16 protein-coding genes are annotated in these 25540 nt (G+C 71.1%); 11 read left to right on the top strand and 5 right to left on the bottom strand.

From position 1 onward, the window contains the following. Nucleotides 1–40 precede the first annotated feature (40 nt). Together IE206_RS20060 and IE206_RS20055 are read right to left on the bottom strand one after the other, a co-directional pair. The gene (locus tag IE206_RS20060; protein ID WP_189963852.1) at nt 41–832 is read right to left on the bottom strand and encodes an ABC transporter permease; all 792 of its coding nucleotides are present in this window, start codon (nt 830–832) and stop codon (nt 41–43) included. Beyond that, complete coding sequence (locus IE206_RS20055; RefSeq protein WP_189963850.1) at nt 829–1731, bottom strand: ABC transporter ATP-binding protein; 903 nt, start codon at nt 1729–1731, stop codon at nt 829–831. The genes IE206_RS20060 and IE206_RS20055 overlap by 4 nt, the downstream gene beginning before the upstream one ends. Nucleotides 1732–1945: 214 nt before the next feature. On the opposite strand from IE206_RS20055, the gene IE206_RS20050 reads away from it, so the two are divergent. The 3 genes from IE206_RS20050 (at nt 1946) to IE206_RS20040 (ending at nt 7262) form a co-directional block, all read left to right on the top strand. Continuing rightward, entirely contained in the window at nt 1946–3991 is a 2046-nt protein-coding gene (locus IE206_RS20050) for an ABC transporter ATP-binding protein (protein WP_189963848.1), read from the top strand. After that, the gene (locus IE206_RS20045) at nt 3988–5835 is read left to right on the top strand and encodes an ABC transporter ATP-binding protein (RefSeq protein ID WP_189963846.1); all 1848 of its coding nucleotides are present in this window, start codon (nt 3988–3990) and stop codon (nt 5833–5835) included. The genes IE206_RS20050 and IE206_RS20045 overlap by 4 nt, the downstream gene beginning before the upstream one ends. Before the next feature lie 275 nt (nt 5836–6110). Continuing rightward, nucleotides 6111–7262, top strand: a complete 1152-nt coding sequence (locus tag IE206_RS20040) for a DUF1266 domain-containing protein (RefSeq protein ID WP_189963844.1) — start codon at nt 6111–6113, stop codon at nt 7260–7262. A gap of 9 nt (nt 7263–7271) precedes the next feature. On the opposite strand, the gene IE206_RS20035 is transcribed toward IE206_RS20040, so the two are convergent. Continuing rightward, entirely contained in the window at nt 7272–7778 is a 507-nt protein-coding gene (locus IE206_RS20035) for a DinB family protein (protein ID WP_189963842.1), read from the bottom strand. A 36-nt stretch (nt 7779–7814) separates the two neighbouring features. Between IE206_RS20035 and IE206_RS20030 the strand changes: the two genes are divergently transcribed. From IE206_RS20030 to IE206_RS20020, 3 genes are all read left to right on the top strand, one after another. Further along, nucleotides 7815–8534 (top strand): PaaI family thioesterase, encoded by a 720-nt coding sequence (locus IE206_RS20030; protein WP_189963840.1) that lies wholly within the window; start codon nt 7815–7817, stop codon nt 8532–8534. A 260-nt stretch (nt 8535–8794) separates the two neighbouring features. After that, nucleotides 8795–8971: a hypothetical protein gene (locus tag IE206_RS20025; protein ID WP_189963839.1), complete on the top strand. Its 177-nt coding sequence runs from the start codon at nt 8795–8797 to the stop codon at nt 8969–8971. 203 nt (nt 8972–9174) lie between these two features. Next, nucleotides 9175–11208 (top strand): M4 family metallopeptidase, encoded by a 2034-nt coding sequence (locus IE206_RS20020; RefSeq protein WP_189963837.1) that lies wholly within the window; start codon nt 9175–9177, stop codon nt 11206–11208. A 129-nt stretch (nt 11209–11337) separates the two neighbouring features. On the opposite strand, the gene glgP is transcribed toward IE206_RS20020, so the two are convergent. Beyond that, complete coding sequence (gene glgP / locus IE206_RS20015) at nt 11338–13971, bottom strand: alpha-glucan family phosphorylase (RefSeq protein WP_189963835.1); 2634 nt, start codon at nt 13969–13971, stop codon at nt 11338–11340. A gap of 348 nt (nt 13972–14319) precedes the next feature. On the opposite strand from glgP, the gene IE206_RS20010 reads away from it, so the two are divergent. The 5 genes from IE206_RS20010 to IE206_RS19990 all read left to right on the top strand — a co-directional run bounded on the left by IE206_RS20010 (nt 14320) and on the right by IE206_RS19990 (nt 22476). Continuing rightward, the gene (locus tag IE206_RS20010) at nt 14320–16416 is read left to right on the top strand and encodes an alpha-1,4-glucan--maltose-1-phosphate maltosyltransferase (protein WP_189963833.1); all 2097 of its coding nucleotides are present in this window, start codon (nt 14320–14322) and stop codon (nt 16414–16416) included. Then, on the top strand, nt 16413–18119 hold the full coding sequence (gene treS / locus IE206_RS20005) for a maltose alpha-D-glucosyltransferase (protein ID WP_189963831.1): 1707 nt from the start codon (nt 16413–16415) through the stop codon (nt 18117–18119). Before IE206_RS20010 ends, treS begins: the two co-directional genes overlap by 4 nt. A gap of 143 nt (nt 18120–18262) precedes the next feature. After that, nucleotides 18263–19630, top strand: coding sequence for a maltokinase N-terminal cap-like domain-containing protein (locus IE206_RS20000; RefSeq protein ID WP_189963829.1), 1368 nt, complete (start codon nt 18263–18265; stop codon nt 19628–19630). A 20-nt stretch (nt 19631–19650) separates the two neighbouring features. After that, complete coding sequence (glgB, locus tag IE206_RS19995) at nt 19651–21969, top strand: 1,4-alpha-glucan branching enzyme (RefSeq protein WP_189963827.1); 2319 nt, start codon at nt 19651–19653, stop codon at nt 21967–21969. 201 nt (nt 21970–22170) lie between these two features. Next, entirely contained in the window at nt 22171–22476 is a 306-nt protein-coding gene (locus IE206_RS19990; RefSeq protein WP_189963825.1) for an antibiotic biosynthesis monooxygenase family protein, read from the top strand. Between the two features lie 50 nt (nt 22477–22526). Here IE206_RS19990 and IE206_RS19985 read toward each other — a convergent pair whose 3' ends face one another. After that, nucleotides 22527–25538 (bottom strand): alpha-mannosidase, encoded by a 3012-nt coding sequence (locus IE206_RS19985; RefSeq protein ID WP_189963823.1) that lies wholly within the window; start codon nt 25536–25538, stop codon nt 22527–22529. Nucleotides 25539–25540 lie beyond the last annotated feature (2 nt).

Raw genomic sequence — 25540 nt, 5'->3', positions numbered from 1 at the left:
CCGAAGCTGTCCACGGAGCCGCTCCAGAAGGACACGGCTGTCATTCCCACCGGAACCAGCGGGTCGCGGCCGCCGAGAGGAGCACGGTCCACAGGGCGAGGATGCCGAGGTGGTCCCAGCCGGGCCAGCTGCCGGCCGCTGCCTCGTTGAGGGCCTGGGCGGCGGCGCCGAAGGGCAGCAGCTCGACGATGCGGCCCAGCGTGTCGGGCATGGCTTGGACGGGCAGCCAGACGCCCGCGCTGAACATCATCGGGAAGAACACCGCCGAGCCGATGGCGTTGGCGACCTTCGAGGTACGGGAGAGGGCGGAGACCAGGGCTCCGAGGGCGAGCGCGCTCAGGACGGCGAGCAGCAGGCCGAGGGCGTATCCGAAGAGCTGGTGCGGCAGCGCCACGTGGAAGGCGAGCCGGCCCACCGTGAGGGAGAGGAGGGCGGAGATCAGCGCGGCCGCGCCGTGCAGCCCCATCTGGGCGCCGAGCAGGGCGGACGGGCGGACGGGGGTGGCCGACATGCGGCGCAGGATGCCGCGCTCGCGGTATCCGGTGATGACCGGCGGCATGGCCTGGAGGCCCGCCATGATCATGGAGAGGAGTACGGCGACGGGGACGTAGGCGTCGACGAAGCGGATGCCGCCGAGCGCCTTGTCGGGGTCGCGGAAGCCGGGGATCGAGCCGAGCACGACCAGCAGGACGGTCGGGAACACCATGATCCAGAAGAGTCCGGCGGGCTCGCGCCGGAACAGCCGGGTCTCGGTCTTCAGTACGGCGACGGCGGCCGTGCGGGAGGTGCGGGCGGCCCGGGCCGGGCGCGGCGGGGTGAGGGTGGTGGTCATGCCGAGGCCTCCGTCAGGTCCAGGAACGCGTCGTCGAGGGTCGCCTCGGAGACGCGGAGTTGGTGGGCGGTGATGTGGTGCCGGGCGAGCAGGGTGATCACGGCGTTGACGGTCTCGTCGGTGCCGTGGATGGTCACCCGGCCGTGCTTCTCCTCCACGGCCGCGGCCTGCGGCAGCTCGGTGAGGGCGATGTCGTCGAGCGGGGCGGAGGGGGTGAAGGAGATGACGGTGGAGCCGGCCGCACGCCGGATCAGCCCGGAGGGGGTGTCCAGGGCGGCGATCCGCCCCTTGTCGATCACGGCGACCCGGTCGCACAGGCGCTGGGCCTCCTCCATGAAGTGGGTGACCAGCAGGACGGTCACTCCGCTGCGGCGTACGTCCTCGATCAGCGCCCAGGTGTCGCGGCGGGCGCGCGGGTCGAGGCCGGTGGTGAGCTCGTCGAGCACCACGACGCGCGGGTTGCCGATGAGGGCGAGCGCGATGAACAGGCGCTGCTTCTGCCCGCCGGACAGCTTGGCGAAGCGGGTGTTCAGCTTCTCGCCGAGCCCGAGGCGTTCGGCGAGCGGGCGCCAGTCGGCGGGGTTCGGGTAGAAGGCGGCGTACAGCGCGAGGGCCTCGCGCACGGTCAACTTGGGCTGGAGCTCGCTCTCCTGGAGCTGGGCGCCCAGGATGCGGGTCACCTCGTCGTGGTCGGCGACCGGGTCGTGGCCGGCCACCCGGATCACCCCGGCGTCCGGGACGCGGAGTCCCTCGATGCACTCGACGGTGGTGGTCTTGCCCGCGCCGTTGGGGCCGAGGATGCCGAAGATCTCGCCCTCTTCCACGGCAAAGCTGACGCCGTCGACAGCGGGCCTGCGGCCGTATGCCTTGCGCACTCCGGTGACTTCGATGATTGCCATGGCTCGAGAATCCCGTTCGGCGGGGGTCCGCCACATCGCCCATCGCGCTCGACCCCGCATCAACCGATCGGTTGATGGGCGGTACGACCTCCTGCACGCCTGCTCCCGGAACGGCGCCCCCGAGCCGCCCGGTTGGTCCTAGGACCAGCGGACCAGTGGGGCCCGTCCGAAACTCGGTGGGCACTGTCAGTGGCCGTCCGTAGGCTCGGCAACGATGCCCGATACACATGCAGCTACCAAGGACCCGTCGGCCACGCGCTCGCTCCTGAGGCTCTGGCCGTATGTACGCCCCATACGAACTCGCCTGTTCAGTGCGGCATTTGTGGCGATCGTCGCCTCCTGCCTCGGTCTGGTGATCCCGCTCGTACTGAAGTGGATCGTCGACGGGCCGGTGGCCGACCACGACCCCGGCGGGGTGTGGCTCGGCGCGCTGTACCTGCTGCTGCTCGGGGTGGCGGAAGCGGCGCTGTTCGGGTTCCGGCGGTGGCTGGTGGCGCGGCCGCTCGCGAGCGTCGAGGCGGACATGCGGGCCGATCTGTACCGGCATGTGCAGCGGCTTCCGGTCTCCTTCCACGACCGGTGGGCATCGGGCCAGCTCCTGTCGCGCGGCACGACGGATCTCATGCTGCTGCGGATGTTCCTGGCGTTCCCGCTGACGTTCCTCGTCGTCAACGGGGTGACGATCCTGGCCGGGTTCGCGATCCTGCTGTCGCAGCAGTGGAGCCTCGGGCTCGTGCTGCTCGTCCCGGTGATCCCGCTGGTGGTCCTCTGCTCGGTCTTCGAGACCCGGTACTCGCTGGTCGCCCGGCAGGCACAGGACCAGGTGGGCGACCTGACGACGGTGGTCGAGGAGAGCGTGCTCGGCATCCGGATCATCAAGGGGTTCGGGCAGCACCGCAGCCAGGCGCTGGCCTTCCGCGAACTCTCCCGTCGGCTGCGCGGCACCGAGCTCGCCAAGGCGCGGCTGCTGGCCGGGCTCTGGGGCCTGATCACCACGATCCCCGAACTCGCCATCGGCGCGGCGCTGGTGCTCGGCACGGTGCAGGTGGCCGACGGGGAGCTCTCGGCGGGAACGCTGGTGGCGTTCCTGTCCACGGCGCTGGCCCTGCGGTGGCCGGTGGAGTCGATCGGGTTCCTGCTGGCGATGAGCCAGGAGTCCGCGACGGCGACGGTGCGGTTCTTCGAAGCGATGGACGCGGAGGAGGAGGCGGAGGCGCCGGGTGCCTCCACGACCCACCCCTCGGGGGACCTGCCCCCGGGCGCCCCCCAAGGGGCTGCGCCCCTGGAACCCGCTCGGGGCTCCGCCCCCAGCCCCGTTCTCGAACGCCCGGCCTCGTCCGCGGACCGTGCGCCAGGGGCTCCGCTCCCGGACCCCTGCTCCTCAATCGCCGGAGGGCCCGCATTCGCGCTGCCCGGCACCGAAAGACCGGCCCAGGACGAATTGACGCTCAGCGACACCGATGGGGGGCCGGACCACCGGACCGCACAACCGCCCCCGGCCCACCTCGGCATCCGTTTCGAGGAGGTCATGTTCCGGTATCTCGACGCGGCCCCCGGAACCTCACCGGTCCTCTCCCGGATCGATCTGCACATACGGGCGGGCGAGACCATGGCGCTCGTCGGGGGGACCGGGTCCGGGAAGACCACGCTCACCGCGCTCGTGCCGCGTCTGCACGAGGTCAGTGGGGGGCGAATCACTCTCGACGGGGAGGACATCGCGCTCATGCCGCGGGAGCGGCTGCGCGGGCTCGTGTCCGTCGCGTTCGAGGAGCCCACCCTCTTCTCGGCCTCCGTGGGGGACAACGTCCTGATGGGCGGCGGGAGTCCGGACGACCTGGAACGGGCGCTGGACATCGCGCAGGCCCAGTTCGTACGGCGGCTGCCGCAGGGCGTGGACACGCAGGTCGGGGAGCAGGGGCTCAGCCTGTCCGGCGGACAGCGGCAGCGGCTCGCGCTCGCCCGGGCGGTCGTGGGGCGGCCGAGGTTCCTGATCCTCGACGACCCGCTGTCGGCCCTGGACGTGCACACCGAGGCGCTCGTCGAGGCGGCGCTGCGGCGGGTGCTTCAGGACACCACCGCGCTGGTGGTCGCGCACCGCCCGTCCACCGTGATGCTCGCCGACCGGGTCGCCCTGCTGTCGGGCGGACGGATCACCGCCGTCGGTACGCACCAGGAACTGCTGCGCGGCAACGCCGAATACGCCTGGCTGATGTCGGGCGCCGAAGAACGTCATGACGGCAAGGGGGAGGACGGGCGATGACCACGACTGTCGGGCAGGAGACCGCCACCGGGGAGGACGAGGTACCCGCTGCCGGCGATCCCTTCGATCGCGACGAGCTGCCCGCGCCTGCGGGGGCGACCGGCGCGCTGCTCAGGGCCCTGCTGCGGCCGCTGCGCAGGCGCGTGGTGATCGCGACGCTGATGCTCGTCGTGCAGCAGGCCGCGGCCCAGGCGGGCCCGCTGCTCGTCGCGTACGCCATCGACCGGGGCGTACCGGCGTTCCGCGCGCACGACTACGGGCCGCTGCTCGCGGTGGGCGCCGGGTATCTGGTGTCCGCGCTGGCCTCCGGGTTCTTCCAGTACGCGTTCATCCAGACCTCCGCCCGGGTCAACCAGGACGTGCTGCTCGATCTGCGCGGGCGGATCTTTAGGCACGCGCAGGCGCTGAGCGTGGACTTCCACGAGCGGTACACCTCGGGACGGCTGATCTCGCGGTCCACCACGGACGTCGAGTCGCTGCGGGAACTGCTCAGCGAGGGCCTGCAGGAGCTGATCGGGGTGATCCTCTCCTCGGTCTACATCTGCGCGATGCTGCTGTGGCTGGACTGGGGCATCGGCGCGCTCGCGGTCGCCTCCTACGTTCCGCTGCACTTCCTGATCCGGCTCTACCAGCGCCGGGCGGGAGCCATGTACGCGGCGCGGTCCACGGCGATCGCCGCGGTGATCGTCAAGTTCGCGGAGACCCTGAACGGCATCCGGCCGGTGCAGGCCTTCCGGCGCGAGCGGGCCAACGACGCCGAGTTCCAGGAACTGAACCGCCGCCACGAGCGGGCGAACGGCGACGCGATCCTGGAGATGGCGCGCTACGTCGTGGGCTCCCGGCTCGTGGCCAACACGGCCGTCGCGGCGATGGTGTTGTGGGGTGCCACGCGGGTCGCGGACGGCAGCCTGGAGCTGGGCGTGCTCGCGGCCGCCGTGCTGTACATGCGCCGCCTGTACGACCCCATCGACCGGCTCGGCATGTTCCTCAACTCCTACCAGTCGGCCGCGGCCTCCCTGGAGAAGGTCGCCGGGCTGCTGGCCCAGACCCCGTCCGTCCCGGAGTCCGCGCAGCCGACCGCGCTGCCGGAGCGGGCGGCCGGACTCCCGGGCCGCCGCGTCGAGTTCGAGCAGGTCGGCTTCGGCTACCGGACCGGCGGCGAGGTGCTGCCCCGCTTCGACCTGACCATCCCGGCGGGCCAGACCGTCGCCGTGGTCGGCTCGACGGGCGCGGGCAAGTCCACCCTCGCCAAGCTCCTGGCCCGCTTCTACGACCCGACGGCGGGCCGCGTGCTGCTCGACGGCACGGATCTGCGCGAGCTGTCCGTACGGGATCTGCGGCGCGGGGTCGTCATGGTCACCCAGGAGGCGTTCCTGTTCTCCGGCACGGTCGCCGAGAACATCGCGATCGGCCGCCCGGACGCCACCCGGGACGAGATCGAGCAGGCCGCGAAGGCGATCGGCGCGCACGACTTCATCGCGGGCCTGCCCGACGGCTACGACACCGACGTACGCAAGCGGGGCGGCCGCATCTCGGCCGGCCAGCGCCAACTGGTCGCCTTCGCGCGGGCGTTGCTCGCCGACCCTGCCGTCCTGATCCTCGACGAGGCGACCAGCTCGCTCGACATCCCGGGCGAGCGGGCGGTGCAGCGCGCCATGCACACCGTGCTCAAGGGGCGTACGGCGGTGGTGATCGCGCACCGCCTGTCCACGGTCGAGATCGCGGACCGGGTCCTGGTGATGGAGCACGGCCGCGTGGTCGAGGACGGCTCCCCCGCCGACCTGATCGCGGGCACCGGCCGCTACGCCGACCTGCACCGCGCCTGGCGGGACAGCCTGGCCTGAGCACCCGCCCTGGCGGAACTTCGGAGAGCCGTCGGTATCTACGAGCGCATCGGCGCGGCCGAAGCGATGGGTGCCGCCGAGCACCTGGCCGGTTTGGAGGCCGAAGAAAGCGGTGGAGCTTCGGGCGTTGGGGATTCGGCCGATTCCTGAACCGGATCGTCAGGGAGCGGAGTCCGGGAATGTGCAACTCGCCAGAGCCGGTACTCACCGCCCCGACCTGCGGGTTTCCGGTACCTGCCGGGTAGCGGCCGGAAGGGAGTTCGTAGGATCGGGGCGTGGCAACGGGGACGGGTACCAACTGGGCGGCGCCCACGGAGACGGAGTGGCTGCTGCACTCGGCGGGGCTGCGCGGCGATGTGACGGCGCAGTTACGGGTGCTCGCCCGCGAGGAGCTCTACATCGCCGCGCCGAAGGCCGAGGTCGACGCGCGGCCCGACCTGATCCGCTGGCCCGCCTACCGGGACGCGTCGGGGTGGATGTGCAAGCCGGTGCTGACCCGGGGGATGCTACCGCCGTGGCATCCGGACTGGGTGTTCCACGGGGTCTCGCTCAAGTGGATCGCCGACTCGGGCCTCCTGGACGGGCGGACGCTGCTCGCGGTCAACGCCGGTACGCCGGCCCAGTTGTTCCTGCCCACCGCCGCCGACCACCTGGCCCTGTGGCGCCGGCTCCACGAGGAGGCCGAGCGCCCCGGCCGGCTGATCGGCCTGCGGCACGGCGCGCTGCGCGGTCCGCTCGCGTACGGGCTCGCCTGCGGCGCGCATCTGGCGGTCGGCAACGACGTGCCGTGGAACGAGGTGGGCTCGGTCTATCAGGAGTACACCAGCGAGCTCCGGATGCTCCGCGAGTCCTGGGACATCACCGACCGGGCGGGCTGGCAGCAGCAGTTGGACTTCCTGCTCGACGCGCGCAACAGCCCGGCCGAGCCCGACTTCGTACTCCGCGTGCGCGAGGAGCTGCGGGCCGGTCTCGACGAGGCGCCGCCCGTCGACCTGTGGCGCGAGACGGCCGCCGGGCACGCCCAGGACATCGGCGTCGGCCACGGCGCCGTCAAGGACATCGAGGAGCTGGTGCGGCGCATCGTGCGGTACGAGGCCCGGTTCCGGGCGGACGGGCTGCTCGCGCCGGACGGCCGCGTCACCACGACCGTCGCCTACGACTACGGGCGGGCCGTGAACCTGGCGCGCTGGGGGCTCTCGGCCCGGTTCTGCACCCCGTACGAGGCCGAGCAGGCGATCGTGCACGCGGGCGCGCTCAGCAAGTCGGCCTACCGCTCGTGGGAGGACTTCTCCGCGGGGTACGCGCTCGGCCGGGTGCTGCGTTTCGACGAGGAGTCGTACGGCCGCTACTACCAGCAGAACGTCGACGCGCACCGGATCCTGACCGAGCACGAGGCCAGCCCCTGGCGGAACATCCCCTGGCGCTGAGCCCGGCCCTCAGGCCCCCACGGTTCCGTCGACGCCCTCGCGCAGGAGGTCGGCGTGGCCGTTGTGGCGGGCGTACTCGTGGATCAGGTGCAGCATGACCATGCGCAGCGACACGTCCTCGCCCCAGCGCGGCTGGTGGCCCGCGAGGTCGAGGGACCCGGCGTCCCGCTCGATCCGCCGGGAGTGCTCGACCTCGGCCTCCCAGGCTCCGAACGCCTCGGCCCTGGTGGACCCGCTCGCGTCGTACGCCGCCTGGAAGTCCATCTCGTCCGACCACACCAGCGGGATGTCCTGGTCCTCGAAGACCCGGCGGAACCAGGTCCGTTCGACCTCGGCCATGTGCCGTACGAGGCCGAGCAGCGAGAGCGTGGACGGCGGCATCGACCGGCTGCGCAGTTCCTCGTCGCCGAGCCCCTCGCACTTCATGGCCAGCGTCGCGCGGTGGTAATCGAGGAAGGCACGCAGCATCTCGCGCTCGCTGCCGAAGTGGGGCGGGCCTATGCGGTGGTCGGTCATGGGTGGCGCTCCTCGCGGTGTGATGAGGTGGTCAGCATGACAGCCATGGAGACGATCACGGTTCCGGCCCACCTCCAGGGGTATCCGGGGGTGGCCTTCGGCGGCTATGTGGCGGGCGTGCTCGCCGGGCGGGCCGCGGCGAAGACGGTACGGGTGGACTTCCGGCGGCCGGTGCCGACGGATGTGCCGGTGCGGCTCGCCGAGACCACGGACGGCGGCGCCGAACTGACCTCCGGGGAGGTGGTGCTTGCTCTCGCCGTCCCGGCCGAGCAGAGCGTCGAGGCGCCCGGGGCGCCGTCATGGGCCGAGGCGTCCGCGGCCGGCGACGCCTACCGGGCCGCGCCCCCGTCCGGCAGCGTCGACTGCTTCGGCTGCGGCCTGGAGCGCACGCCCGACACGGGCCTGCGCCAGCACTGCGGGCGGGTCCCGGGCCGCGATCTGGTGGCCACGGCCTGGACCCCCGGCACCCAACTCGCCGACGCGGACGGCCTGTTGCCTCCGTCCCTGATGTGGGGCGCACTCGACTGCCCGGGCAACGCGGCGGGCCGCCTCCTCGGCACCCAGCGCCCCGGAGCGGTGACGGCCTCCCTCACGGCGACCCTGCTCCGCCCGGTGAAGGCGGGCGAGCAGCTCATCTCGTACGCCTGGCTACGCTCCGAGGAAGGCCGCAAACACCACATGGGCGTGGCTCTGGCCTCGGCTTCGGGCGACCTCTGCGCGGTGGCGACGTCGCTGTGGATCGACCCGCGGGCCTGAGGGGGCGGATGCGTTCACCCGCAGGCCGGTTGGCGCCGATCGCGCAGTTCCCCGCGCCGCCGTAGCCGCGCCTCCTCAGCAGTTCCAGGTCGACCGAGGGGGTGGGCGAGCCTGGACTGACGCCGGATGAACACGTACGGCAGACTGAATCCGGCCATGATCATCAGGACGGGCGGCAACTCCACCCCATTGCGAGGTCTGGGCGTGGCCATGGAGTTGGAGGGGCACGCGCTCCAGGACACCGGCGTCCGGGACGACGAATGGACGGACCGGAGCGGGGGCGGTTTGCGGCCATCGTGCCGGGCGGCGGCCACCCCGTTCCGACCTCCGTATTCGAACACGATCCGTTCGAGCTGGACTTGGACCCGCTCTTCGGTTTCGGGCTCGACCGACTCCTCGACGGCATCGCCGTCATCATTGCCGAAACGTCCGGTTAACGAACGGCGACCTTCGGACAGCGGACGTTTTTCGGCCAACTTGTTGACGCGCTCCTGACAGTAGTTCTCATCTGCTGGCACTCTCTCCCCGTTCCACTCACAAAGTTTTCACGCACAACACTTTGTTGCCGCACTCGCTCCGCACAGCTCTGCCCGGCCGACCCCACCCAGTCGACCGGAACCCCCTCGCAGAAGGAGTTCGCGTGAGATCCACGCACCGTCGTCGTGCCACCGCCACCGGCGCCCTGATCGCCGCAGCCGCCATGCTCAGTGTCGGCGTCCAGGCAGGTAGCGCCAGCGCACGCCCCGACGACTCCGCGGCCACCGCGGCCCTCAAGGCCCAGGCGGTACGCAACCCGGGCGCCCTGCCTGCAACCCTCAGCCCCTCCCAGCGCGCCGAGCTCATACGCCAGGCCACGGCCACCACGGCGGCCACGGCCAAGGAACTCGGGCTCAGCGCGCAGGAGAAGCTCGTCGTCCACGATGTGTCCAAGGACCAGGACGGCACCACGCACACCCGCTACGAGCGCACCTTCGACGGTCTGCCCGTCCTCGGCGGCGACCTGATGGTCGACACCGCGGCCGGCAAGACCAAGGACGTCCTCAAGGCGAACAACTCGGCGCTGAAGGGCATATCCACCGCTGCCCCCGCCAACGCCCCGGCCGCCGCCGAGGGCCTGGCCGTCAAGGCCGCCAAGGCCGCCGGATCGAAGGCGGACAAGGCCGACAGCGCCCGCAAGGTCATCTGGATGGTCAAGGGCGCGCCGACCCTCGCGTACGAGACGGTCGTGGGCGGGCTGCAGGACGACGGCACCCCCAACCAGCTGCACGTCATCACGGACGCCAGGACGGGCGCCAAGCTGCACCAGTGGCAGGGCATCGAGACCGGTGTCGGCAACACCCACTACAGCGGCCAGGTCACGCTCGGCACCTCGCAGTCCGGGTCGAACTACACCCTGACCGACGCCGCGCGCGGCGGGCACAAGACGTACAACCTGAACCACGGTTCGTCGGGTACGGGCTCGCTGTTCACCCAGACCAACGACACCTGGGGCGACGGCACCAACTCCAACGCCGCGACCGCGGGGGCGGACGCCGCCTACGGCGCCGGCGAGACCTGGGACTTCTACAAGAACGTCTTCGGCCGCAGCGGCATCCGCGGCGACGGTGTCGGCGCGTACTCCCGCGTCCACTACGGCAACGCGTACGTGAACGCGTTCTGGGACGACAGCTGCTTCTGCATGACGTACGGCGACGGCTCGGGCAACAACGACCCGCTGACCTCGCTGGACGTGGCCGGCCACGAGATGACGCACGGCGTCACCGCCGCCACTGCGGGCCTCAACTACGCCGACGAGTCCGGCGGCCTGAACGAGGCGACCTCCGACATCATGGGCACGTCGGTGGAGTTCTACGCGAACAACGCCTCGGACCCGGGTGACTACCTCATCGGCGAGAAGATCAACATCAACGGTGACGGCACCCCGCTGCGCTACATGGACAAGCCGAGCAAGGACGGCGGCTCCGCGGACAGCTGGTACTCCGGCGTCGGCAACCTCGACGTCCACTACTCCTCGGGCCCCGCGAACCACTGGTTCTACCTGGCCTCCGAGGGCAGCGGCGCCAAGGTCATCAACGGCGTGAGCTACGACTCGCCGACCTCCGACGGCCTGCCGGTCACCGGCATCGGCCGCGACAAGGCCCAGCTCATCTGGTACAAGGCGCTGACCACGAAGTTCAACTCCAGCACGGACTACGCGGGGGCCCGCGCGGGCACCATCGCCGCGGCGACCGAGCTGTACGGCGCGAGCAGCGCCGAGGTCACCAACATCACCAACGCCTGGGCGGCCATCAACGTCGGCGCCCGCGCCGGCGGCGGCGACCCCGGTGGCAAGGTCTTCGAGTCCACCACGCGCGTGGACATCCCGGACTACCCGGGCGCCGCGGTCACCGACCCGGTCACCGTCTCGGGCATCACCGGCAACGCGCCGTCCACCCTCAAGGTCGGAGTGAAGATCACCCACACCTACATCGGCGACCTCCAGATCGACCTGGTGGCCCCGAACGGAACGTCGTTCCGTCTGAAGAACTCCTCCTCGGACTCGACGGCGAACCTCGACAAGACGTACACCGTGAACGCCTCCGGCGTCGCGGCGAACGGTGTGTGGAAGCTGAAGGTCCAGGACAAGGCGAGCCAGGACGTCGGCACGATCACCGACTTCAAGCTCTCCTTCTGAACTCCCTCCGGAATCGGTGAAGTTCACCCTCTGGAAGCTCACCTTCTGACCAGGCGGCTGGCCGGAAAGTGAAGGTGCCCGGAGCCCACGAGGCTCCGGGCACCGCCCATGTCCGCAGGTGTACGCGGCTCAGCGCATGAGCACGCCCGCGCCCTCCCCGGTCGCCTCCGTCGGGCCCGCCATCAGGCCGAGCTCCGCGTGGGTGGCCAGGTGGCGGTGGGCGGGCAGCACGCGGACCGTGTAGCCGAACAGGCCCGTGCGGTCGAGCGCGAGGGGGCCCTCGTACATCCAGCGGCCCTCCAGGTCCGGGCCGCCCGCCGGTTTCAGCGGGAAGGTCGCCGCGTCCGCGATGGTGTCGGCCGCGTCCACCCGGCCCGCCACCGCCTGCACGTCGACGTCCTCGGGGCCGAGCTCGCCGAGCGTGACGCGGACCCGCAGCGCGAGGGTGGAGCCGAGCTCGGCGGTGCCGTTGGGGGCCGCTGCCGCCACGGCCAGGGCCTCGACGTGGTCGACCGCGACCCGCGGCCAGGCGCCCCGCACCCGCCCCTTCCAGTGCGCCAGCTCCCTTGCCGTGGAGGGGTCAAGGGCCCGGTGGGCCGCGGCGGCGGGCGCGTACAGGCGGGTCACGTACTCCCGCACCATCCGCCCCGCGAGCACCTTCGGGCCAAGGGTGGCCAGGGTCTGGCGGACCATTTCGATCCAGCGGTCGGGCAGCCCCGCCGGGCCCCGGTCGTAGAAGCGCGGGGCGACCCGGTCCTCGATGAGGTCGTACAGCGCGTTGGCCTCCAGCTCGTCGCGCCGGTCCTCGTCGGTCGACGCACCGTCGGCGGTCGGGATGGCCCAGCCGAAGTCGGGCTCGAACCACTCGTCCCACCAGCCGTCCAGGACGGACAGGTTGAGGCAGCCGTTGAGGGCCGCCTTCATGCCGCTCGTCCCGCAGGCCTCCAGGGGCCGCAGCGGGTTGTTGAGCCACACGTCGCAGCCCGGATAGAGCTTCTTCGCCATGCCCATGCCGTAGTCGGGCAGGAACACGATCCGGTGGCGCACCCTCGGGTCGTCGGCGAACTTCACCAGCTCCTGCACGAGCCGCTTGCCGCCGTCGTCGGCGGGATGCGCCTTGCCCGCGACGACGATCTGCACCGGCCGCGTCGGATGCAGCAGCAGTTCCATCAAACGGTCCCGGTCGCGCAGCATCAGCGTGAGCCGCTTGTACGAGGGAACGCGCCGGGCGAAGCCGATGGTGAGCACGTCGGGGTTCAGCACCCCGTCGATCCAGCCGAGCTCGGCCGATCCCGCGCCGCGCTGGCGCCAGGAGGCCCGCAGCCGCTCGCGGGCCTCGACGACGAGCTGTTCGCGCAGCTCCCTGCGCAGCTCCCAGATCTCGGAGTCCGGGATGTCGGCGACCGCGTCCCAGCGCTCCGAGCCGCCGACGGTCAGGGCGTCCTCGGTGCGGCCCGCGCCGATCTGGCGGGCGCCGAGCCGGAAGACCTCGGGCGCGACCCAGGTCGGGGCGTGCACGCCGTTGGTGACGGAGGTGATCGGCACCTCCTGCGCGTCGAACCCCGGCCACAGGCCCGCGAACATCTCGCGGCTGACCGCGCCGTGCAGGGTCGAGACCCCGTTGGCGCGCTGGGCGAGCCTCAGGCCCATGACGGCCATGTTGAAGAGGTTGGGTTCACCACCCGGGTAGGTCTCCATGCCGAGCTGGAGGATCTGCTCGACGGGCACTCCGGGCAGCTCGCCGTCGTCGCCGAGGTGGCGGGCGACCAGCTCGCGGTCGAACCGGTCGATTCCGGCCGGCACCGGGGTGTGGGTGGTGAAGACGGTCCCGGACCGCACCGATTCGAGCGCGGCGTCGAATTCCAGCCCCTCGCCCGCGAGCTCACGGATGCGTTCGAGCCCGAGGAAACCGGCGTGGCCCTCGTTGGTGTGGAACACCTCGGGCGCAGGGTGCCCGGTGAGCCGGCAGTACGTGCGGACCGCCCGCACCCCGCCGATGCCGAGCAGCATCTCCTGGAGCAGCCGGTGCTCGCTGCCGCCGCCGTAGAGCCGGTCGGTGACGTCGCGCTCGCCGGGTGCGTTCTCCTCGACGTCCGAGTCGAGCATGAGCAGCGGCACCCGGCCGACCCGGGCCTGCCAGATGGTGGCGTGCAGGGCGCGGCCGCCCGGCAGCGCGAGGGAGACCCTGGCCGGGGTGCCGTCCTCCTCGCGCAGCAGCGAGACGGGCAGCTCATTGGGGTCGAGCAGGGGGTAGTGCTCCTGCTGCCAGCCCTCGCGCGAGAGCGACTGGCGGAAGTAGCCGTGCCGGTAGAGCAGGCCGACCCCGATGAGCGGTACGCCGAGGTCGCTGGCGGATTTGAGGTGGTCGCCGGCGAGGATGCCGAGGCCGCCGGAGTACTGCGGCAGGGCCGCGGTGATGCCGAATTCGGGAGAGAAGTAGCCGATGGCGCAAGGGAGTTCACCGCCCTGCTCCTGGTACCAGCGGCGGCCGTGCAGATAGTCGTCGAGGTCGTCGGCGGCGGCGGTGAGTCTGCGCAGGAAGCGGCGGTCCTGGGCGAGCGAGTCGAGGCGGGCGGCGCTGACGGCGCCGAGCAGCCGCACCGGGTCCTCACCCGCCGCCCGCCAGCCGTCGGGGTCCACGGACTGGAAGAGTTCTCTGGTCTCGGTGTGCCAGGACCAGCGCAGATTGCGCGCGAGTTCGCTGAGCGGCCGGAGGGCGTCGGGCAGGACAGGGCGCACGGTGAATCGACGGATTGCCTTCACGCTTCCACCTTTGCAGGGGACCTACGTACCGGGGTGGGCACACCGCGATGTGCGCCCCTCCTTCACACCCGAAGGTAGTGCCGGTGCGCCCTCGTCAACCACAGCGCCTCGCGGCCCGGGCCCACCGATTTCGGCCGTCACCTGACGGAGCATCACATGACCTACGGGTAGGCAAAGTTTGGGCCGTTGTCGACGAAAGCCGCGGCGCTTTCCTTGTCTGAACCGTTACGCGCAGGTAGTTAACAAACTGCCGGAATGCCCACCCGTACACCGTGGAAGGCTCCCCCGGTAACGCATTCCCGCAGTCTCTCCCGCACGCCATTCGAGTGAACGCGGACAGGAGCGGCCATGCCCGCAGCCGGTCAGCCGTCAACGGAGCAGCTAAAAAGGACAGATTCCCGCAAACGCGGCAAACCCTACCAATCATCCGCAGGTGAGCCCGTGAACCCGAACCCGTCAATCGGCCGCATCCCCGTGCTCGACGTACATCCCGCCGTCGAGTGCGGCACAAGGCCCGCGAAGGCGGTGGCCGGGGAGAGCTTCCAGGTCACCGCCACCGTCTTCCGCGAGGGCCATGACGCGGTCGCCGCCAATGTCGTCCTGAGAGACCCGGGAGGCAGGCCGGGCCCCTGGACACCGATGCGCGAGCTCGCCCCCGGCACCGACCGCTGGGGCGCCGAGGTCACCCCGTCCGCCGAGGGCCGCTGGACGTACACCGTCGAGGCCTGGAGCGACCCGGTCACGACCTGGCGCCACCACGCCGCCGTCAAGATCCCGGCCCGCCAGGACACCGAGCTCGTCCTCGCGGAGGGCGCCGCGCTGTACGAGCGGGCCGCGGCCGGGGTGCCCAAGGCCGAGGGCCGCGAGGCGGTGCTCGCCGCGGTGGACGCCCTGCGCGACACGAGCCGCACGCCGAGGAAGCGGCTCGCGGCCGCCCTCGCCCCGGCCGCGGTGGCCGCCCTCGCGGCGCACCCGCTGCGCGAGCTCGTCACCTGCTCGGCGGCCATGCCCCTGCTCGTCGAGCGCGAGCGCGCCCTGTTCGGGTCCTGGTACGAGCTGTTCCCGCGCTCGGAGGGGGCGGTGGTCACCCAGGGCGCACCGCCGGTCTCCGGCACCTTCCGCACCGCGGCCGAGCGGCTTCCCGCGGTCGCCGCGATGGGCTTCGACGTGGTCTATCTGCCGCCCATCCACCCCATTGGCTCCACCTACCGCAAGGGCCCCAACAACAGCCTGAAGGCGGGGCGTTGGGACGTCGGCGTGCCCTGGGCGATCGGCTCGGCCGACGGCGGGCACGACGCCGTCCACCCCGACCTCGGCACCCTCGACGACTTCGACGACTTCGTGGCCGCCGCCCGCGACCTGCGCCTGGAGGTGGCCCTCGACTTCGCCCTCCAGTGCTCCCCCGACCACCCCTGGGTCGACAAGCACCCCGAGTGGTTCCACCACCGGGTGGACGGCACGATCGCGTACGCCGAGAACCCGCCGAAGAAGTACCAGGACATCTACCCGATCGCCTTCGAGCAGGACATGCCGGGCCTCATCGAGGAGACGGTGCGGCTGCTGCGGTTCTGGATGGGGCACGGCGTACGGATCTTCCGGGTCGACAACCCGCACACCAAACCGGTGGTCTTCTGGGAGAGGGTCATCGCCGAGATCAACGGCACCGACCCCGACGTGATCTTCCTGGCCGAGGCGTTCACCCGGCCCGCGATGATGCGCACCCTCGCCAAGATCGGCTTCCAGCAGTCGTACACCTACTTCACCTGGCGCAACACCCGGCACGAGCTCACGGAATACGTCACCGAGCTGGCGGGCGAGACCGCGCCCTACATGCGGCCCAATTTCTTCGTGAACACCCCTGACATCCTGCACGGCTACCTCCAGGAGGGTGGCCGGCCCGCCTTCGAGGTGCGGGCCGTGCTCGCCGCGACGCTCTCCCCCACCTGGGGTGTCTACGCCGGATACGAACTGTGCGAGAACACCCCGGCCAAGCCCGGGAGCGAGGAGTATCTGAACTCCGAGAAGTACCAACTGCGGCCCCGCGACTGGGAGTCGGCCGAGCGCGAGGGCCGCTCCATCGCCCCGCTGATCACCTCGCTGAACCGCATCAGGCGCCGCCACCCGGCACTGCGTCAGCTGCGCTCGGTCCACTTCCACGACACCGGCAACGACGCCCTGATCGCGTACAGCAAGCGCGCGGGGTCGAACACCGTACTGGTGGTCGCCAACCTCGACCCCCACCACACCCAGGAGGCCACGGTCTCGTTGGACATGCCGGAACTCGGCCTCGCATGGGACGAGTCCTTCCCGGTGCGCGACGAGCTCACCGGTGAGACCTATCACTGGGGCAGGGCCAATTACGTGCGTCTGGAGCCGGGCCGGGCACCCGCGCACATCCTGGTCCTGCGACCGTCCCCGCCGATCGGAGGGTCACCCACACCATGATCGTCAACGAGCCCGTCCACGACACCTTCGAGGACACCCCCGCCAAGGACCGCGACCCCGAGTGGTTCAAGCGAGCGGTGTTCTACGAGGTGCTCGTGCGGTCCTTCCAGGACAGCAACGGCGACGGCGTCGGGGATCTCAAGGGCATCACCGCCAAGCTGGACTACCTCCAATGGCTGGGCGTCGACTGCCTCTGGCTGCCGCCGTTCTTCAAATCCCCGCTGCGCGACGGCGGCTACGACGTCTCGGACTACACCGCGGTCCTGCCCGAGTTCGGCGATCTCGCCGACTTCGTGGAATTCGTGGACGCCGCCCACCAGCGTGGCATGCGCGTGATCATCGACTTTGTCATGAACCACACCAGCGACCAGCATCCGTGGTTCCAGGAGTCGCGCAAGGACCCGCAGGGCCCGTACGGCGACTACTACGTCTGGGCCGACGACGACAAGCAGTTCCAGGACGCCCGGATCATCTTCGTCGACACCGAGACGTCCAACTGGACCTTCGACCCGGTCCGCAAGCAGTACTACTGGCACCGCTTCTTCTCCCACCAGCCGGACCTCAACTACGAGAACCCGGCCGTGCAGGAGGAGATCGTCTCCGCCCTGCGCTTCTGGCTCGACCTCGGCATCGACGGCTTCCGCCTCGACGCGGTGCCCTACCTGTACCAGGAGGAGGGGACCAACTGCGAAAACCTTCCGGCAACGCATGAGTTCCTCAAGCGGGTACGGGCCGAGATCGACGCGAGCTACCCGGACACGGTGCTGCTCGCCGAGGCCAACCAGTGGCCCGAGGACGTCGTCGACTACTTCGGCGACTTCGCCAAGGGCGGCGACGAGTGCCACATGGCGTTCCACTTCCCGGTGATGCCGCGCATCTTCATGGCGGTGCGCCGCGAGTCCCGCTACCCGGTCTCGGAAATCCTGGCCAAGACCCCGGCCATCCCGCGCAACGCCCAGTGGGGCATCTTCCTGCGCAACCACGACGAGCTCACCCTCGAAATGGTCACGGACGAAGAGCGCGACTACATGTACGCCGAGTACGCCAAGGATCCCCGGATGCGCGCCAACATCGGCATCCGGCGCCGGCTCGCCCCGCTGCTCGACAACGACCGCAACCAGATCGAGCTGTTCACCGCGCTGCTGCTCTCGCTGCCCGGCTCGCCGATCCTGTACTACGGCGACGAGATCGGCATGGGCGACAACATCTGGCTCGGCGACCGCGACGCGGTGCGCACCCCGATGCAGTGGACCCCGGACCGCAACGCGGGCTTCTCCTCCTGCGACCCGGGCCGGCTCTATCTGCCCACGATCATGGATCCGGTCTACGGCTACCAGGTGACGAACGTCGAGGCGGCCATGGCCTCGCCGTCCTCGCTCCTTCACTGGACCCGGCGGATGATCGAGATCCGCAAGCAGAACCACGCCTTCGGGCTCGGCTCGTACACCGAGCTGATGTCGTCGAATCCTGCCGTGCTCGCCTTCCTGCGCGAGTCCGGCGACGACCTGGTGCTGTGCGTGCACAATTTCTCGCGCTTCCCACAGCCCACCGAGCTCGATCTGAGGGCGTTCAACGGGATGCATCCGGTGGAGCTGATCGGCGGGGTGCGCTTCCCGGCGATCGGCGAGTGGCCGTATCTGCTCACCCTGGCCGGCCACGGCTTCTACTGGTTCCGGCTGCGGAAGGACCCCGCCGTCACTTGACCCGTAGCCCCGGGCGGAGCGGTTTTGGCCGCTCCGCCCGGGGCACTCTGAACCCCGAACCCCGCGCGCCGCCGGACAGCTTCTGTTGCAATCCGGGACACTCTGCGCAACTCGATGTGTGCCCGGGGAAAGGATGCGCCGTCATGCCGAAGGCCGCACCGCCCCGTTCCACCGGCCTCCCACTCGCCCGGCTGCTGACCTCGCTCGCCCCGCTCCTGCACGAGTGGCTGCCCCGGCAGCGCTGGTTCGCCGGCAAGGGGCGGCCCGTCACGGATTTCGCCCTGCTCACCGCGACGGAGCTGCTGCCCGGCTTCCTGCACCTGCTTGTGCGTACCGAACACGCCCCGGTGCCGCTCCCCGCCGACGCCACGCCGGTGCCCGCCGACTGCTACCAGCTCCTGATCGGGGTGCGAAACCAGTTGCCGCCCCGGCTCGCCCCCGCCCTGATCGGCCGGGCGGACAAGGGCCCGCTGGCCGGGCACACGGTGTACGACGCCCTCCAGGACCCGCAGTCCGCGGCCCTGCTCCTGGAGCGCCTGCGCACCCCGGGCACGGTGGGCCCGCTGTCCTTCGAACTCGACCCGGAGGTGAATGTTCCGCCGGGTCTGGCACCGCGTCTGCTCGGCGTCGAGCAGTCCAACTCCTCGCTGGTGTACGGAGATACGTTCATCCTGAAGGTGTTCCGCCGGGTGCAGCCGGGCGTCAATCCCGACCTGGAGCTGCCGTGGGCGCTGGCCCGTCAGGGCTGTGCGCGGGTGCCCGCCCCGGCGGCCTGGTTCCGCACCTCCCAGCCCCAGGACGCGACGCTCGGCGTGCTCCAGCCGTTCCTGCGCGGCGCCGACGACGGCTGGACCCTGGCGCTCGCCTCGCTCGCGGCGGGCCGCCCCTTCACACGGGAGGCGTACGAGCTGGGGCGCGCCACCGCCGAGGTGCACCTGGCCCTCGCCGAGGCGTTCACGCCGGTCACCCTCGGCCGCCCGCAGACGGCGCTGATCGCGGCCGCGATGGCCGAGCGCCTCGACGCCACCGCCCAGGCGGTGCCCGCGCTCACACCGTACGTACCGGGCCTGCGGGCCGCGTTCGAGGCGGTCGCGGCCCTCGACTCGGCGGGCACGGCCCAGCGCGTCCACGGCGACCTGCACCTGGGCCAGGCCCTGTGCCCCGCGGACGGGTCCTGGTCGGTGATCGACTTCGAGGGTGAGCCGGCCCGCCCGCTCGCCGAGCGCCGCCGCCCGCAGCCCCCGGTCCGCGATGTCGCGGGCATGCTGCGCTCCTTCGACTACGCGTCCTGCTCCGCGCGCCCGCCGAACCCGGGCTGGGCCACGGACTGCCGGGCCGCCTACTGCGCGGGCTACGCGGCGCGCTCCGGCTCGGACCCGCGCGAGTCGCCCGAGCTGCTGCGCGCCTACGAGACCGACAAGGCGGTGTACGAGGTGCTCTACGAGGCCCGGCACCGCCCCGACTGGCTGCCCGTACCGATGGCGGCCATCCGCCGCCTGGCCAGGGACTGAAGTCGTGAACTCCCCCGCACATGACGCCACTTGAGGAGGCAGACCCCGTGACCCCCCGCCCCGCCCGCAGCTCCTCCGAACCCGCCCCGCGCACCGCCGAGCCGGCCCCGGCGGCGAAGCCGGCCAAAGCGCCGCCCGCGCCGCGCCGGGCCGCGAGCCGCGGCGTACGGCCCGCGCCCGCCCTAGCCGCCGCGGACCGGGGGCGCCTGCTCGCGGGCGGGCACCACGATCCGCACTCCCTGCTCGGCGCACATCCGGTGCGCGGCGGGGTGGCGTTCCGGGCCCTGCGCCCGTACGCGCAGGCGGTGACGGTGCTCGGGAAGGGGCTGCGGGCCGAGCTGCACGACGACGGCGACGGGCTGTTCTCCGGGGTCCTTCCGCTGCGCGAGATCCCGGACTACACCCTGCTCGTCACCTACGAGGACACCGAGATCGAGGTGCATGACCCGTACCGCTTCCTGCCCTCGCTCGGCGACCTCGACCTGCACCTGATCGGCGAGGGCCGGCACGAGGAGCTGTGGACGGCGCTCGGCGCCCGCCCGATGGTCCACCAGGGCGTGACCGGCACCCGCTTCACGGTGTGGGCGCCGAACGCGCAAGGGGTCAGGGTCACGGGCGACTTCACGTACTGGGACGGCACCGCGCACCCCATGCGCTCGCTCGGCGCGACCGGGGTGTGGGAGCTGTTCCTGCCCGGGGTGGGCGACGGGGCGCTCTACAAGTTCGACATCATGCGCCCGGACGGCAGCCACACCCTGCGCGCCGACCCGATGGCCCAGCGCACCGAGGTGCCCCCGGCCAACGCCTCGATCGTCACCGAGTCGCACCACGTCTGGCGGGACGCGGCCTGGATGGCCCGGCGGGCCGAGCGCCCGGTGCACGAGGCCCCGTTCTCGGTGTACGAGGTACACCTGGCATCCTGGCGGCCACGCCTGACATACCGTCAGCTTGCCGACCAACTCCCGGCATATGTGAAGGACTTGGGCTTCACCCACGTGGAGTTCCTGCCCGTGGCGGAGCATCCCTTCGGCGGCTCGTGGGGCTACCAGGTAACGGGCTTCTACGCCCCGACGTCGCGCATGGGCACCCCGGACGACTTCCGCTTCCTCATCGACGCGCTGCACGAGGCGGGCATCGGGGTGCTGGTGGACTGGGTGCCGGCGCACTTCCCGAAGGACGACTGGGCGCTCGCGGAGTTCGACGGCCGCACGCTCTACGAGCACGAGGACCCGGCCCGCGCCGAGCACCCCGACTGGGGCACCCTCGAATTCGACTACGGCCGCAAGGAGGTCCGCAACTTCCTGGTCGCCAACGCGACGTACTGGTGCGAGGAGTTCCACGTGGACGGCCTCCGCGTGGACGCGGTGGCCTCGATGCTGTACCTGGACTACTCGCGCGAGCACGGCGAGTGGACCCCCAACGAGCACGGCGGCCGCGAGAACCTGGACGCGGTCGCCTTCCTCCAGGAGATGAACGCGACGGTGTACCGGCGCTGCCCCGGCGTCGTGACCATCGCGGAGGAATCCACGGCGTGGGACGGCGTGACGCGGCCCACCGATCACGGGGGCCTGGGCTTCGGCCTGAAGTGGAACATGGGCTGGATGCACGACTCGCTGGGCTACGTCCAGCACGAGCCGGTGCACCGCAAGTACCACCACAGCGAGATGACGTTCTCGATGGTGTACGCGTACAGCGAGAACTACGTACTGCCGATCTCGCACGACGAGGTGGTCCACGGCAAGCGCGCCCTGGTGTCGAAGATGCCCGGCGACTGGTGGCAACAGCGCGCCACCCACCGCGCCTACCTGGGCTTCATGTGGGCCCACCCCGGCAAACAACTCCTCTTCATGGGCCAGGAGTTCGCCCAGGGAGCGGAGTGGTCGGAGGGCCACGGCCCGGACTGGTGGCTCCTGGACCCGTCGTACAGCGCGGAATCGGACCACCGGGGCGTACGCGACCTGGTCCGCGACCTGAACGCGGTGTACGCGGCGCAGCCGTCCCTGTGGGAGCGGGACACGGACCCGTCGGGGTTCACGTGGGTGGCCGGAGACGCGGCGGAGGACAACGTCTTCGCCTTCCTCCGCCACGACGCGGCGGGCACCCCGCTGTTGTCGATCTCCAACTTCTCCCCGGTGGTGCGCGCGGAGTACCGCCTGGGGGTGCCGGAGTCGGTAGGAGCGTGGGGGGAGGTCCTGAACACGGACGAGCTGCGGTACGGGGGCAGCGGGGTGGGCAACCCGGACCCCCTGAAGCCGGAGCCGGTGCCGTCGCACGGGCAGCCGGTGTCCCTGTCCTTGACACTGCCGCCGTTGGGGACGGTTTGGTTGCGGGGGGTTTGAGGGCGGGGGCTTGGGCTCCAACGACGAACCCCGCCCGGCCGTTCACGGCACGGGCGGGGCGGGGTCGTGAGGAGGGCGCAGGTGCGGCAGAACGGACCGGGTGAGGGCGGCCGGGCCGAAGCAGTGCAGGTCCCTCAGGTCGCGCGACATCATTTACTGTTCACACGGACCGGTCGCGATCGCACGAGGGGGAAGCCAGAGATGTTCGCCGTGATCTACCGATGGAGCATCAAGCCGGACAAGGAGCAGCAGTTCGCCGACGGCTGGCACCGGGTGACCGAGGCGATCCACGCGCAGTGCGGGAGTTACGGATCGCGGCTCCACCGGGCGGACGACGGTACGTGGGTCGCGTACGCGCGGTGGCCCGATGCCGAGAGCCGTGAGCGGTGTGCGATGCCGGATCCCGAGGGGGCCGCCATGATGAGCGACGCCATCGCGGAGCGTTTCCCCGAGACCCGGCTCCAGCTCGTCGACGACCTGCTCGCCGAGCCCGTCCATCCCGTATAGCCACCCCCCGGCGGTGGGCCCGAGCCCGCCGCCGGGACGGCCCGCTCCCGCTACACCCGCTCGAACCGCAACGTCCGCAGTTCGAACGGGCGCAGGGTCACCTCCACCAGTCCCTCCGTCGACTCCGGCTCCGCCAGCGGGCGTTCGAGGAGGTCCGTGGCCACGAACCGCTCCGTCGAGAAGCCCAGCGTCAGCCTCCCCCGCGCCCGGCCCCCGGCCGCCTCGTGGAAGCGGACCACCACATCCCCGCTCCCGTCGTCCGCCAGCTTCACGGCGGTGACCACGATCGCGTCGTTGTCGACGGCCACCAGCGGCTCGACCGGGCCCGCCCCGGGCAGACTGCGCTCCGGGAGGTTCACCCCGTACCCCTCCCTCACCGCGTCCCCGATCGTCGCGCCCGGCACCAGCGCATGGCGGAAGCGGTGCAGGCCCTGGTCGGTTTCCGGGTCAGGGAAGCGCGGTGCCCGCAGCAGCGAGACCCGCAGGGTCGTCGTCGTACCCGAGTCGGCAGCGCGCACCGTGCGCGTCACATCGTGGCCGTAGGTCGAATCCGTCACCAGGGCCACGCCCCAGCCCGGCTCCTCCAGGTGGACGAAGCGGTGGTTGCACGCCTCGAACTTCGCCGCCTCCCAGCTCGTGTTCGTGTGCGTCGCCCGGTAGAAGTGGCCGAACTGCGTCTCCGACGCGTACCGCTCCGCGTGCACGTCCAGCGGGAACGCCAGCTTCAGGAACTTTTCCGTCTCCTGCCAGTCCACCTCCGTGTCGATGTCCAGGCGGGACGAACCCGGCGTCAAGGTCAGTGTTTGGGTCACCCTCGACGAACCGAACGACCTCACCACCCGCACCGACGCGCCCGCCTCCCCCGGCGCCACCTCCTCCGCCTCCACCAGATCCGTCACCGTGTTGCGGTAGAACGCGTCCACGTCCCACGCGTCCCACATGTTCGGGAAGTCGGGGTGGATCTGCAGGAGGTTCGCCGGGCTGCCCGGCGCGATCGCCTCCCGGCCGGCGAGCACGTCGTACGCCGAGACCAGCAGGCCCCGCTCGTCGATCTCCACTCGCAGTCGGCCGTTGGACAAGGTGAAGCCGCCGCCCGGACGGGCGGAGAGTTCGGAGTGGGCATCCCCGGCCACGGAAGACGCCCCGCCGGCCGCCACCCCGTGCCGCGCATGCGGAGCCGCGTTGAAGACCAGAGGCTCCTCACCCTCGCCCGCCAACGCGCGCTGGGCCCTGTCGATGATCGCGGTCAGTTCCGCGGCCACCGCCGCGTACGTCTTCTCCGCCTCCCTGTGCACCCACGCGATCGACGACCCCGGCAGGATGTCGTGGAACTGGTGCAGCAGTACCGTTTTCCAGATGCGGTCCAGGTCCGCGTAGGGATAGGCGAATTCCTCGGACCTCACCGCCGCCGTCGCCGACCACAGCTCCGCCTCCCGCAGCAGATGCTCGCTCCGGCGATTGCCCTGCTTCGTCTTCGCCTGGCTCGTCAGGGTCGCCCGGTGCAGTTCCAGGTACAGCTCGCCCACCCACACCGGCGGATTCGCGTACTCGGCCTCCGCCTTCGCGAAGAACTCCGCCGGGGTCTCCCAGACCACCTGCGCGCTGCCCTCCAGGTTCCGCAGCCTCGCCGCCTTCGCGATCATTTCGCGGGTGGTGCCGCCGCCCCCGTCGCCCCAGCCCGTCGGCGCGAGCGAGTGCCTGGCGACCCCCTTGTCCTTGAAGTTCTTGGCCGCGTGGGCGATCTCGCTGCCCTTCATGGCGCAGTTGTACGTGTCGACCGGCGGGAAGTGGGTGAAGATCCGGGTGCCGTCGATGCCCTCCCACTGGAAGGTGTGGTGCGGGAACTTGTTGGTCTGCGACCAGGAGATCTTCTGGGTGAGGAGCCACTTCGAGCCCGCCGCCTTGATGATCTGCGGCAGTCCTGCCGCGAACCCGAAGGTGTCGGGCAGCCACGCCTCGTCGTTCTCGACCCCGAACTCGTCGATGAAGAACCGCTTTCCGTGCACGAACTGCCGGGCCATCGCCTCCGAGCCCGGCATGTTCGTGTCCGCCTCCACCCACATGCCGCCCGCCGGGACGAACCGGCCGTCCGCCACCGCCTTGACCACCTTCGCCCACACCTCCGGCCGGTGCTCCTTGATCCACGCCCACTGCTGGGCCTGCGACATGGAGAAGACGAACTCGGGCTCGTCGTCGAGGAGGGCCGTCATATTGGACGTCGTACGCGCCACCTTGCGTACCGTCTCGCGCAGCGGCCACAGCCACGCCGAGTCGATGTGCGCATGGCCCACCGCGCTGATCCGGTGCGCCGACGGCTCGGCGCCCTTGGAAAAGACATCGACCAGACACGAACGGGCCTTCCCCGCCGTGCCGTTCACGTCCTGGAGATCAAGGGTGTCGAGCGCCCGGTCCACCGCGCGCAGGATGTCCCAGCGCCGCCCCGACTCGACGGGCAGCTCCTCCATCAGCTCGCCGAGCACCTCCAGGTCGATGACCAGGCGCCACACCGTCTCGTCGAAGACCGCCAGGTCCATCCGGGTCAGCTTGTACAGCGGGTCCTGGTGCGACGTCTCGATGTCGCCCAGCTGCGTCGGCAGGAAGGGGTGGTAGTCGAGCAGGACCGGGTTCGAGGCCGCCTCGATGTGCAGGCGTACCTCTTCGCCGCCGTCCACCGGGGCTCCGATGCGTACCCACTGATTACGCGGGTTGAGGCCCTTCACCGGGGTGCCGTCGGGGCGGTAGACCAGGCCCTCGCACTGGAAGCCCGGCATGTTCTCGTCGAAGCCGAGGTCCAGGATCGCCTCCACCGACCTCCCCGCCCACTCCCGCGGTACGGTCCCGGTCACCCGGAACCAGCTGGTCCCCCAGGGCGGGCCCCACATGTCGCCGACCGCGACCGGCGACACCGGGGCGGCCAGGCCCTCCTCCACCGGTACCGGCTCCCCCGGCGCGTTCCAGACGGCGACCTCCAGCGGCACCGACTCCGGGTACACGGCGGGGCGGATGCGCTCGTCCAGAACGCGCTTGAGGCGGGCTTCGACCAGGCCGCGGTCGTCATGCATGA

The organism is Streptomyces violascens, from assembly GCF_014649955.1.
GTDB lineage: Bacteria > Actinomycetota > Actinomycetes > Streptomycetales > Streptomycetaceae > Streptomyces > Streptomyces violascens.
The sequence above is the reverse complement of the archived record's forward strand: the minus strand, read 5'-3'. Positions and strand labels throughout refer to the sequence as shown.

What these genes read in the sequence shown, in the direction of transcription:
- IE206_RS20060 (WP_189963852.1), bottom strand. Translation starts at nt 832, where the DNA reads ATGACCACCACCCTCACCCCGCCGCGCCCGGCCCGGGCCGCCCGCACC.
- IE206_RS20055 (WP_189963850.1), bottom strand. Translation starts at nt 1,731, where the DNA reads ATGGCAATCATCGAAGTCACCGGAGTGCGCAAGGCATACGGCCGCAGG.
- IE206_RS20050 (WP_189963848.1), top strand. Translation starts at nt 1,946, where the DNA reads ATGCCCGATACACATGCAGCTACCAAGGACCCGTCGGCCACGCGCTCG.
- IE206_RS20045 (WP_189963846.1), top strand. Translation starts at nt 3,988, where the DNA reads ATGACCACGACTGTCGGGCAGGAGACCGCCACCGGGGAGGACGAGGTA.
- IE206_RS20035 (WP_189963842.1), bottom strand. Translation starts at nt 7,778, where the DNA reads ATGACCGACCACCGCATAGGCCCGCCCCACTTCGGCAGCGAGCGCGAG.
- IE206_RS20030 (WP_189963840.1), top strand. Translation starts at nt 7,815, where the DNA reads ATGACAGCCATGGAGACGATCACGGTTCCGGCCCACCTCCAGGGGTAT.
- IE206_RS20025 (WP_189963839.1), top strand. Translation starts at nt 8,795, where the DNA reads ATGGACGGACCGGAGCGGGGGCGGTTTGCGGCCATCGTGCCGGGCGGC.
- IE206_RS20010 (WP_189963833.1), top strand. Translation starts at nt 14,320, where the DNA reads ATGCCCGCAGCCGGTCAGCCGTCAACGGAGCAGCTAAAAAGGACAGAT.
- treS (WP_189963831.1), top strand. Translation starts at nt 16,413, where the DNA reads ATGATCGTCAACGAGCCCGTCCACGACACCTTCGAGGACACCCCCGCC.
- IE206_RS20000 (WP_189963829.1), top strand. Translation starts at nt 18,263, where the DNA reads ATGCCGAAGGCCGCACCGCCCCGTTCCACCGGCCTCCCACTCGCCCGG.
- glgB (WP_189963827.1), top strand. Translation starts at nt 19,651, where the DNA reads ATGACGCCACTTGAGGAGGCAGACCCCGTGACCCCCCGCCCCGCCCGC.
- IE206_RS19990 (WP_189963825.1), top strand. Translation starts at nt 22,171, where the DNA reads ATGTTCGCCGTGATCTACCGATGGAGCATCAAGCCGGACAAGGAGCAG.
- IE206_RS19985 (WP_189963823.1), bottom strand. Translation starts at nt 25,538, where the DNA reads ATGCATGACGACCGCGGCCTGGTCGAAGCCCGCCTCAAGCGCGTTCTG.